Origin of the sequence: Acetobacter lovaniensis (genome assembly GCF_014207635.1) — a bacterium.
Lineage (GTDB): Bacteria > Pseudomonadota > Alphaproteobacteria > Acetobacterales > Acetobacteraceae > Acetobacter > Acetobacter lovaniensis.
Window position 1 is genome coordinate 23,617 of the sequence record NZ_JACHIE010000023.1, and the last position, 9,550, is coordinate 33,166.

9 protein-coding genes, 1 tRNA gene, 1 pseudogene and 1 riboswitch are annotated in these 9,550 nt (G+C 59.0%); of the genes and pseudogenes, 3 read left to right on the forward strand and 8 right to left on the reverse strand.

The window, feature by feature from the left end:
- Positions 1–8: 8 nt before the first annotated feature.
- The 5 genes from HNR55_RS15420 to gatC form a co-directional block, all read right to left on the reverse strand.
- Complete coding sequence (locus tag HNR55_RS15420) at positions 9–818, reverse strand: phosphatase PAP2 family protein (RefSeq protein ID WP_166116812.1); 810 nt, start codon at positions 816–818, stop codon at positions 9–11.
- A 247-nt stretch (positions 819–1,065) separates the two neighbouring features.
- Positions 1,066–1,158, reverse strand: a tRNA-Ser gene (locus tag HNR55_RS15425).
- Positions 1,159–1,265: 107 nt separating this feature from the next.
- Positions 1,266–2,720, reverse strand: coding sequence for an Asp-tRNA(Asn)/Glu-tRNA(Gln) amidotransferase subunit GatB (gatB, locus tag HNR55_RS15430; protein WP_166116810.1), 1,455 nt, complete (start codon positions 2,718–2,720; stop codon positions 1,266–1,268).
- Positions 2,717–4,204 (reverse strand): Asp-tRNA(Asn)/Glu-tRNA(Gln) amidotransferase subunit GatA, encoded by a 1,488-nt coding sequence (gene gatA, locus HNR55_RS15435; RefSeq protein WP_166116808.1) that lies wholly within the window; start codon positions 4,202–4,204, stop codon positions 2,717–2,719. The genes gatB and gatA overlap by 4 nt, the downstream gene beginning before the upstream one ends.
- Positions 4,204–4,491, reverse strand: coding sequence for an Asp-tRNA(Asn)/Glu-tRNA(Gln) amidotransferase subunit GatC (gatC, locus tag HNR55_RS15440; RefSeq protein ID WP_025828657.1), 288 nt, complete (start codon positions 4,489–4,491; stop codon positions 4,204–4,206). Before gatC ends, gatA begins: the two co-directional genes overlap by 1 nt.
- A gap of 79 nt (positions 4,492–4,570) precedes the next feature.
- Between gatC and ruvX the strand changes: the two genes are divergently transcribed.
- The gene (ruvX, locus tag HNR55_RS15445; protein ID WP_086647107.1) at positions 4,571–5,050 is read left to right on the forward strand and encodes a Holliday junction resolvase RuvX; all 480 of its coding nucleotides are present in this window, start codon (positions 4,571–4,573) and stop codon (positions 5,048–5,050) included.
- A 91-nt stretch (positions 5,051–5,141) separates the two neighbouring features.
- Positions 5,142–5,630 carry an endoglucanase gene (locus HNR55_RS15450; RefSeq protein ID WP_184382764.1) on the forward strand — a complete coding sequence of 163 codons (489 nt, stop codon included), beginning with the start codon at positions 5,142–5,144 and terminating at the stop codon, positions 5,628–5,630.
- 103 nt (positions 5,631–5,733) lie between these two features.
- Here HNR55_RS15450 and HNR55_RS15455 read toward each other — a convergent pair whose 3' ends face one another.
- The 3 genes from HNR55_RS15455 to HNR55_RS15465 all read right to left on the reverse strand — a co-directional run bounded on the left by HNR55_RS15455 (position 5,734) and on the right by HNR55_RS15465 (position 8,849).
- Complete coding sequence (locus HNR55_RS15455; RefSeq protein WP_166116806.1) at positions 5,734–6,018, reverse strand: hypothetical protein; 285 nt, start codon at positions 6,016–6,018, stop codon at positions 5,734–5,736.
- 419 nt (positions 6,019–6,437) lie between these two features.
- Complete coding sequence (gabT, locus tag HNR55_RS15460; protein WP_166116804.1) at positions 6,438–7,724, reverse strand: 4-aminobutyrate--2-oxoglutarate transaminase; 1,287 nt, start codon at positions 7,722–7,724, stop codon at positions 6,438–6,440.
- 174 nt (positions 7,725–7,898) lie between these two features.
- The gene (locus tag HNR55_RS15465) at positions 7,899–8,849 is read right to left on the reverse strand and encodes a LysR substrate-binding domain-containing protein (RefSeq protein ID WP_166116850.1); all 951 of its coding nucleotides are present in this window, start codon (positions 8,847–8,849) and stop codon (positions 7,899–7,901) included.
- Positions 8,850–9,014: 165 nt separating this feature from the next.
- Positions 9,015–9,237: riboswitch (cobalamin riboswitch) on the forward strand.
- 132 nt (positions 9,238–9,369) lie between these two features.
- On the opposite strand from HNR55_RS15465, the pseudogene HNR55_RS15470 reads away from it, so the two are divergent.
- Positions 9,370–9,550, forward strand: a pseudogene (locus HNR55_RS15470) (carbohydrate porin); the annotation flags it as partial.

Sequence of the window (9,550 nt, forward strand, 5' to 3'; positions counted from 1 at the left end):
TCGTAATTTCAGGCGAGTTTATTAGCTAGAGGAATAGCCATACAGGCCACAAGGGCGCCACTGAGGATATCCATCAGATAATGCCCACCTATGGGAATGGTGGATATGGCCATAATGCAATTTACGACTGCAAAAGGGTAAAAGCTGCGTAAGCCACGGTTATAATAAGTAAAAATAATGGCAAGAACAATATGGTAAGATGGAAAACTATACAGGCCTTCCATGTGGTCGAGTGAGAATGTATGGGGTGCCACGCTGTCTCTAAGTGCCAGAAAAGTATACACATACTCACTTCCCGGTACATCTTTGCTGTAATATCCGAATGCATAAAATGGCCCGAGTGATGGATAGGCCATAACAATAAAACTAGAAATAAAGATAGATAAAATGGCAGATAATAGCATTCTCTTATTTCTTATCTGGTCTCCATAAAAAGAAAATATAAGAATGTTGATAACAATCTGAACAAGAAGGGTGCCGTAAAACAGGGCAAGAAAATTATATAAAATGGAATGAGACCGTACAAAATCAAAAAAGACGGTCCAGTTAAATCCTGCAAGGCGGTCCAGAGTGATTAGGGTTTTATCGATTGTTGGCCATCCTACCGTGCAAACAAGGTAGGTCTGGATGGATCCCAATAAGGAAAAAAGAATCCACGCCTGAACATAAAGAATAGCTTCTACAATAATTTTGCTAGGCCGCAGAAAGGAATAAAAAATTGCGATGGGAGCAGAAACAAGACCAATAAGAAAAGGTCTTGCAAAGCCGGTAAAATGAAGCCCGGCAAAGTGGCAGCCTACAATATCTGTCAGCGCCATGACCAGAATAAGGAATGGAACAAGAAACATTCAGAATCTAAACTATGCCGTTGTGTTACAGTCTAGCCTGAATGGCATAAAAAGACCGGAGCCTACAGGTCGCAGGCCAGAAAAATCCAATGTATCAGGCCGACCTGCGGGCATACATTGTCGTTGCCGCCCAATACGGACAGGTGCCAAGCAAGGCCACATGTTTATGTGCAGGCAGCAACGTTGCTGCAGAATAAATAAAATTTTTGGAAGGCTTTGGCGGAGGGGATGGGATTCGAACCCACGATACGACTTGACATCGTATAACGGTTTAGCAAACCGCCGCCTTCAGCCTCTCGGCCACCCCTCCGCCGAAGAGTGCAGACACGACGTTTGCATCGCTGCTTTTAGGGGGTTTGGCGCGTTCCGTCAAACCCCCTGATGCGTAATTTGGTGTTATTTTTTATCAGGTCGTTTTTACGCGTCCAGATGGGTCTTCAGGGCTTCGTTCACCATGGCCGGGTTGGCCTTGCCCTTGGTTTCCTTCATGACCTGCCCCACAAAAAAGCCGAACAGCTTGTCTTTGCCGGAGCGGTATTCGGCCAGTTTATCAGGGTGTTTTTCCAGCACGGCGGTAATGGCCGCATCAATCGCACCCGTATCGGTAACCTGCCGCAGGCCCTTCTTTTCCACGATGGCATCGGGGCTTTCACCCGTCTCCACCATGTCTTCAAAGACCTCCTTGGCAATTTTGCCGTTAATGGTCTTGTCCGCAATCAGGTCCAGCATCTTGCCCAGTGCATCAGCACTGACCGGGCTGGTCTCAATCGTTTTGCTGGTGCGGTTGAGGGCGGCAAACAGGTCGCCCATAACCCACGTAGCTGCCAGCTTGCCGTCCCGCCCACGGGCAACGGCCTCGTAATAGTCGGCTACGGCCTGCTCGGCTATCAGCACCCCGGCATCGTAAAAGGCAATGCCGTATTCGGCCTGAAAGCGCGCGCGTTTGGCATCGGGCAGTTCGGGCAGTCTGGTGGCCAGTTCGTCCACCCATGCCTGTTCCAGCACCAGCGGCAGCAGGTCGGGGTCGGGGAAGTAGCGGTAGTCATGCGCATCTTCCTTGGAGCGCATGGTCCGGGTTTCGCCCCGGCCGGGGTCGAACAGGCGGGTTTCCTGGTCCACCTCGCCCCCGTTTTCCCAGATTTCCACCTGGCGGGCGGCTTCCACCTCAATGGCCTGCATGACAAAGCGGATGGAGTTGACGTTCTTGATCTCGCAGCGCGTGCGGAAGGGTTCCCCCGCCTTGCGGACCGATACGTTGACGTCAGCACGCATGGAGCCTTCTTCCATGTTGCCATCGCAGGTGCCGAGGTAACGCAGGATCTGGCGCAGCTTGCGCAGGTAGGCCCCGGCTTCTTCGGGCTCACGGATGTCAGGCTCGCTCACGATTTCCATCAGCGCCACGCCGGAGCGGTTAAGGTCCACAAAGGACTTTGTGGGGTCCTGATCGTGCAGCAGCTTACCCGCATCCTGCTCAAGGTGCAGGCGGGTAATACCAATTTCGCGCACATCCCCGTTTTGCAGTTCGATGCTGATGGTGCCCTTGCCCACAATGGGGTGCTCGAACTGGCTGATCTGGTAGCCCTGCGGCAGATCGGCGTAGAAGTAGTTCTTGCGGTCAAACCGGCTGAACAGGTTGATCTGCGCGTTAAGTCCCAGCCCTGTGCGAATGGCCTGCGCCACACATTCGTGGTTGATGACGGGCAGCATGCCGGGGAATGCGGCATCCACCAGACTGACCTGTGTGTTGGGGTCCCCCCCAAAGGTGGTGGATGCACCCGAGAACAGCTTGGAATGGCTGATAACCTGTGCGTGGACTTCCAGCCCGACCACAATTTCCCACGTGCCGGTGCGGCCTTCAATCGTGTAGCTCATGCGCCTGCTCCCGCATGGATGGATGGCGTGTGCGTAAAGCCTGCCGCCGCTTCCAGCGCGCCGCCAATGGACAGCACGGTTTCTTCATCAAAATGCTTGCCAATAATCTGGAGCCCCAGCGGCAGCCCGGCATCGTTCAGCCCTACGGGCACGGAAAGTGCGGGCACGCCGGCCATGCTGGCGGGCACGGTAAAGATGTCGTTGAGGTACATCTGCACCGGGTCGTCCATGTTTTCGCCCTGTGCAAAGGCGGCGGACGGGGCGGTGGGGGTCAGCAGCACGTCCACGTTTTCAAACGCGTTTTCAAAGTCACGCTTGATCAGGGTGCGGACCTTCTGCGCCTTCAGGTAATACGCATCGTAATATCCGGCGGACAGAACATACGTGCCCATCAGAATACGGTTGCGCACTTCCTGCCCAAAGCCTGCGGCACGGGTGGCTTCGTACACACCATCCAGCGAGGGGGCGTCCTTGCGCAGGCCAAAGCGGATGCCATCATACCGTGCAAGGTTGGAGGAGCATTCAGCCGGGGCAATAATGTAGTAGGTGGTCAGCCCGTAGCGCGTATGGGGGAGGGAGACATCCACCACTTCGCAGCCTGCGGCTTTCAGCCACGCAATGCCCTGTTCCCACATGGCCACAATTTCGGCTGGCAGGCCGGGTGCGCGGTATTCCGCGGGAATGCCCACGCGCAGGCCCTTAACGCTTTTGCCCACGGCTTTGTGGAATGCGGGCACGGGGCGGTTGGAGCTTGTGCTGTCCTTGGCGTCAAAACCTGCCATGGCTTCCAGCATCAGCCCGGCATCGGCCACGCTGCGGGTCATGGGGCCTGCCTGGTCGAGCGAGCTGGCAAAGGCAATGGTGCCCCAGCGGCTGCACCGGCCGTAGGTGGGTTTAAGGCCAACAATACCGCAATAGGCTGCGGGCTGGCGGATGGAGCCGCCTGTATCCGTGCCCGTTGCGGCCAGCGCCATGCCTGCGGCAACCGCAGCGGAGGACCCGCCGGAGGAGCCACCGGGCACAAGGGCGGTGGCCTCGTCCCCTTTGCGCTTCCACGGGTTTGTGGCCGGGCCAAAGGCGGAATTGATGTTGGCCGAGCCCATGGCAAACTCGTCCAGATTGGTCTTGCCAAGGAACACCGCGCCTGCGTTCAGCAGATTGGCGGTGACCGTGCTCTCATAGGGGGGTACAAAGTCGGCCAGCATCTTGCTTGCAGCCGTGGTGCGCACGCCCTTGGTGCAGAACAGGTCTTTTACGCCAATGGGCAGGCCGTCCATAATACCGGCCGTGCCGGCTGCGTAGCGGGCATCTGCGGCGTCAGCACTGGCCAGTACGTCGGCTTCGGGCAGAACGGTAATGTAGGCGTTAAGGGCGGTGTTCAGGCGGCCAATGGCGTCCAGGTGAGCCTGTGCCAGCTCCCGCGCGGAAAACTTGCGGGCGGCAAGCCCGGCGCGGGCTTCGGTTAGGGTTAGACCGGTCAGCATTATTCCACCACCTTGGGTACGGTATAAAAGGGGCCAGATGTTTCGGGCGCGCAGGCCAGCAGGGCATCGCGGCAGTTGCCGTCGGTCACCTTGTCTTCACGCTGGCGCAGGGTTTCGGTTTCTGTTCCCACCATGGGCGGCACACCGGTAACATCCACTTCGGCAAGCTGGTCAATCCAGCCCAGAATGCCATTAAGCTTCTGGCGCGTGGCCTCCAGCTCGTTTTCCTCAAGCCCTATACGGGCCAGTTTTGCGATGCGTCGGGTGGTCGCAAGGTCTAGCGACATGAGAGTGGGCCCCTCTTTCTTCAGTCTGAATAGAGAATTGCACCTAGCATAATCGCGCGGAAGGCAACATACCATGGGCATGACTCTTCTCACTCTTCCCCAATTAGCTGCCACCCTGCCCCGACATGCCCGCCTTCTGGGCATAGACCCCGGGCGCAAACAGGTGGGGCTGGCGCTGTCCGATGTCTCCCGCATGGTGGCCTCCCCCTTCCAGACCGTAAAGCGCGGCAAGCTGGGGCAGATGGCCACCTTTATCCGTGCTGTTGCGCAGGAGCATGGGGTGGCGGGGCTGGTTGTGGGGGTGCCTCTCTCGCTCGACGGGTCGTTTGGTCCGGCGGCGCAGGCCAGTCGGGACTGGGCCATGGACCTGTCGGCCCAGACTGGCCTGCCCACCTGCCTGTGGGACGAGCGCCTGTCCTCCTCCGCGGTCAACCGGATGCTCATACAGGAGGCCGATCTGTCCCGCGCGAAGCGGGCGGAAGCGGTGGATAAACTGGCCGCCGCCTATATTTTGCAGGCAGCGCTGGACAGCATGCCCAGTGCCATCACGCCTTTCTGATTCCAGATTGGGGGCTTTTTTTTGCCACAAAAGGGCTTCAGACCCAGAGAACATAAGAGACATTACAGGATATTCAGAAAGGAACGGCCCAATGACCAAGCAGTCGTGTGCTACCGCGTTAGTGACCATGGTGGGTGCCGCCGTATTTGCTGTCAGCCTGCCCGCAGCCCCTGTGCATGCGGAAGATGGCGCTCTGACAAAAGCATGGAATTCCACCCGTCAGGGGACGGAAAAGGCGTGGGATAAAACCAAAGCCGGCACCTCCGAAGCATGGGACAAGACGAAAGAGGGCACATCCAAGACGTGGCACAAAACCAAGGCTGATACCGACAAGGTCTGGGACAAGACCAAAACCGATACGGACAAGGCCTGGGATAAAACCAGGTCTGGCACGGAGAAGGTTTGGGACAAGACCAAGTCCAGCACCGAAAAAGCGTGGGACAAGACCAAAACCGGCACCACGGATGCAGCGCATGACGTAGGCAAGTGGGGCGAGCGCACGGGCCAGAAAATTGGCAACACCAGCACTGCCGTCGGGCACGATATCCGTAACGGCCTTACGGATGATAACAAGAAATAGGTCCGGACTGGTCTGGCCTATAAAAAAAACCCCGCCCTCCGGTATGGAAGGGCGGGGTTTTTTTATGGGCTTCGCGCGGCAGGCCGGATGTGTCCGCTCCGGATCAGGCGAAGGTGTCCAGTCCGCTGGTGTCGTTCTGTGCGGAGTTGGAGGCCGAACCCGAGGAACCACCCGTTGTGGTTGTGGAAAGGATATCCCCGCTGGCATCCTTGACGATGGTTGTAATGGAGCCATCGGCATTAAATGTCTGGCTGGTCGTGGTGGTGGAAGAAGAGGAACTGCTGCTCCCCGAAGCAGAAGAGCCCGAAGCCGTGCCGTTGGAAGAGGACGTGCCAAACAGGCTGTTGATAGCGCTGCTGCCGCTCAGATTCGAAATGGAAGAAGACATAGGGACACCCCGTCTCTCTGATGGTTTAAAAAACTCGCGGCATTGTCGAACCGGGGCGAAAGGGATGTCAATCTTTATCCATCAGGCCCACCCTGCGGAGACTTTAAGGGAGGAGGACGGGCTGTACTTTAATGGTCCGCGTTATGGACCCGCCAGTAGGTGCGGTGCGCGGAGCGGAGCGTGGCCAGCCCGGTTTTCAGGGCCAGCCAGTAAGCTGCGAAGGCAGTCATGCGCGTGACCTCCATCAGTTTAAATTCTTTTTTACCCTAATGGGGAATCATGGCCTGACTATGACCCCGGCCTGACCCGCGCAGACAACCGCCCGTGACCGGAACAGACAGAAAAGGCGACTCCCCCGCCCCCGTGGGGGAAGGAGAGCCGCCTTTTGCAGCAGGTTCAGTCCCGTAAAGGGGAACTGATCAGGCTTTGGCTTCTTCGATCAGGATCTGTTCGATAATGTCCAGCCCTTCATCAAGCAGCGCGTCAGATGCGGTCAGGGGGGTCAGAATGCGGATGGTCGCACCCTGCACGCCGCAGGCCAGCAGGATCAGCCCTTTTTCGCATGCCCTGGCGCAGAGCTTGGAGGCAAAGCCTACCCGCTGTTCCACGCCTGCGTGGCGTTCAAGAATGTCAAAGGCGATCATGGCGCCCAGACCGCGCGGCATGCTGATGGGCAGCATGTCCGTGCGCCTGTGCCATGCGGTCATGCGTGCCTTCAGGCGTTCGCCCATGGCGTTGGCGCGGTCGAGCAGTTTTTCCTCGTCAATCACGTCCAGCACGGCAAGGGCTGCGGCACAGGCCAGCGGCGCGCCTGCGTAGGTGCCGCCCAGCCCGCCGGGGGGGACGCTGTCCATCAGGTCCGCGCGGCCAATCACGCCAGAAAGCGGCAGGCCACCGGCAAGAGATTTGGCAACGGAGATCAGGTCCGGTTCCACGCCGGAGTGTTCAATGCCAAACAGCTTGCCGGTCCGGCCAAAGCCGCTCTGCACTTCATCGGCAATCAGTTTAATGCCGTGCTGGTCGCACAGGGCGCGCAGGTGCCTGAGCAGGGCCGGAGGGGCTACGCGGAACCCGCCTTCGCCCTGTACGGATTCAATGATGATGGCGGCCACATTGCTGGGGGCAATATCGGCGGCAAACAGGAAGTGCAGCATTTTCAGGCTGTCTTCCACCGTAATGTCATGGTCGGGGAAGGGGACATGGTACACTTCGCCCGGCAGCGTGCCAAAAGGTGCCTTGTAGGGCAGTACCTTGCCGGTCATGGCCGAAGCCAGCAGCGTGCGGCCATGGAACCCGCCACAAAAGGCGATCACGCCATTGCGGCCGGTGGCGGCACGGGCGATCTTGACCGCGTTTTCGGTTGCCTCCCCACCCGTGGTGAAGAAAATGGTCTTGGCCGGGCCGGAGAAGGGTGCGCGCGCGTTCAGCTTTTCGGCCAGTTCAATGTAGGATTCGTAAGCCGAAACCTGAAACGCCGTGTGCGTAAAGCGTTCGAGCTGTTTTGCCACCGCAGCCATCACCTTGGGGTGGCGGTGGCCCACGTTCAGCACGGCAATACCGCCAGCAAAATCAACGTAGCGGCGGCCTTCCACATCCCACAGCTCCGCGTTTTCGGCCCGGTCGGTAAAAACGGGGGTGGAGGTGGAAACCCCGCGCGGCACGGCGTTGTTACGGCGGGCCAGCAGGTCTTTGTTGGTGGTGCTCATGTCAGGTTTGGCTCCGGTTGGCGGTCTATCGTCCGGCCCATGCCTGAGGCGGGGCAGACATGCTCGTTCCGTAAGTGGTTTTATTGCACGCGGGGAGGCGCTTTTTTGGTGCGTGGGTGGTGATGAAAAATCAACACCCGGTTATCCGGGGCCAGACCGGGACCTTCTGGCAGTTTACGCCGGAGGGGGCAGGGGGGTGTCTGCCTCCTGCGCGACCTGTTCCATCAGCCAGAGGCGGAAGGTGCGCAGGGAGGGTTTTTCCCACATCTGTTCGGAGGCGCGCAGCACGTAGGCTCCCAGCGGCGTGGCCTTGAGCGGGGTCTGTGTGGGTTGTACGCGCACCAGCCGCCCGCTCAGCAGGTCATCACCCAGCAGGAATGGGTTGCCAAGGGCTATGCCCTCCCCCGCGCGGGCGGCGGCCAGCGTAATATGGGCCTGCCATAGTCTGCCTGCGGTGGGAATAATGGCGGCATGGACCCCTTGTGCCGCAAACCAGCGCCGCCATTCCGTATCGTCCTCCTCATGCAGCAGGGGGGCGTCCAGCAGGTCTTCGGCTGTGTGGGGCTGGCCTCCAAGGGCCTGAAGGCACTGGGGAGACGCCACGGGAAAAACCGGGGGCCGCGCAATGGTCATGTGCCGGATGGTGCGTGGTTCTGGCGTTGTGCTGCCATCGCGTACATAGCCGATCTGGGCATGGTTGGTGGATTCCACACCGCTGATGTGGAAGGCCGCACTGGCGTCCACCGAGCGGAGCTGCACCTCCATATGGGGGTGCAGTTTGCGAAAGGCGTAAAGCCGGGGCAGCAGCCAGTGGTAGGCAAACCCGTGTACGCAGGTCACGGTCAGGGGGGCTACGCGGTTGCGCATATCCGCTGTAGCCGTGGCCAGACCGTCCAGCAGGGGGGCTATGCGGTCGTAATAGGTCTGGCCTGCCTGGGTTAGCCCGCCGGTAGTCTTGTCCCGCAGGGTGATCCCGAGCGAGACTTCAAGATCGCGAATATGGCGGCTGATGGCGGCGTGGTCCACGCGCAGTTCCGTGGCTGCCCGCCGGATGCCACCCGTGCGGGCAAAGGTGACAAAGGCGTTCAGGGCGGACAGGGGGGGAATGCGGTAGCGTGGGTCCATGGGTCTGGTGTGCTGGGTCATGTCCGGGGGGCTGGTCCGCCATTGGAGGGTAAATGGCCCAAAAAGCAAGCACCTGCCCTCTGTCTGGCTCTGCCTGTGTTGGGGCAGTATGGGGCGCGGGTAGGGTTTTTGCATTGCAAATCTGTTAAAAGATAGGCTATTGCGCAATCCATTATAGCCAACGGTCCCGCGCAAGCGGAATAAAAGGGAATGCCGTATTCTCCCTCTGCGGGAGATCAGTCGGCGACTGCCCCCGCAACTGTAGGCGGAGAGTATCTGGCCCGAGCGGTGTTGTGCATCGCTGCCACTGGTTGCCCCGCAACCGGGAAGGTTGGGCCTGATGCGTTGATCCGCAAGTCAGGAGACCTGCCGTTGCCGCTCATGCCCTGATCGCCGGACGGGGGTGCCGGAGGTGGATGCTTGACCATGCGACTTTATCCCTGACCGTCTTTTTTCCCACAGGCACATTTCATTCAACAGCACGCCTCACTCCGGGGTGGGGAAAAACAGGCTTGGTTTCATGATTTTTTTACAAAAAACAGTCCGCAGGCGGTGGAGTCTGGCGCTTTTGTGCCAGTCCGTAAGCATTGCGGGTGTTCTGCTGCCCACAGCGGCATTTGCGCAGAATGCGGAGACGCAGCTGGAGCAGGACCGCAGGCGCATGGGCAATTCCGGCCCTCTGGTCTCCGAGGTGGACCCGG

Excerpts from the sequence above, each read along its gene's own strand:
- HNR55_RS15420 (WP_166116812.1), bottom strand. The coding sequence starts at position 818 with ATGGCGCTGACAGATATTGTAGGCTGCCACTTTGCCGGGCTTCATTTT.
- gatB (WP_166116810.1), bottom strand. The coding sequence starts at position 2,720 with ATGAGCTACACGATTGAAGGCCGCACCGGCACGTGGGAAATTGTGGTC.
- gatA (WP_166116808.1), bottom strand. The coding sequence starts at position 4,204 with ATGCTGACCGGTCTAACCCTAACCGAAGCCCGCGCCGGGCTTGCCGCC.
- gatC (WP_025828657.1), bottom strand. The coding sequence starts at position 4,491 with ATGTCGCTAGACCTTGCGACCACCCGACGCATCGCAAAACTGGCCCGT.
- ruvX (WP_086647107.1), top strand. The coding sequence starts at position 4,571 with ATGACTCTTCTCACTCTTCCCCAATTAGCTGCCACCCTGCCCCGACAT.
- HNR55_RS15450 (WP_184382764.1), top strand. The coding sequence starts at position 5,142 with ATGACCAAGCAGTCGTGTGCTACCGCGTTAGTGACCATGGTGGGTGCC.
- HNR55_RS15455 (WP_166116806.1), bottom strand. The coding sequence starts at position 6,018 with ATGTCTTCTTCCATTTCGAATCTGAGCGGCAGCAGCGCTATCAACAGC.
- gabT (WP_166116804.1), bottom strand. The coding sequence starts at position 7,724 with ATGAGCACCACCAACAAAGACCTGCTGGCCCGCCGTAACAACGCCGTG.
- HNR55_RS15465 (WP_166116850.1), bottom strand. The coding sequence starts at position 8,849 with ATGGACCCACGCTACCGCATTCCCCCCCTGTCCGCCCTGAACGCCTTT.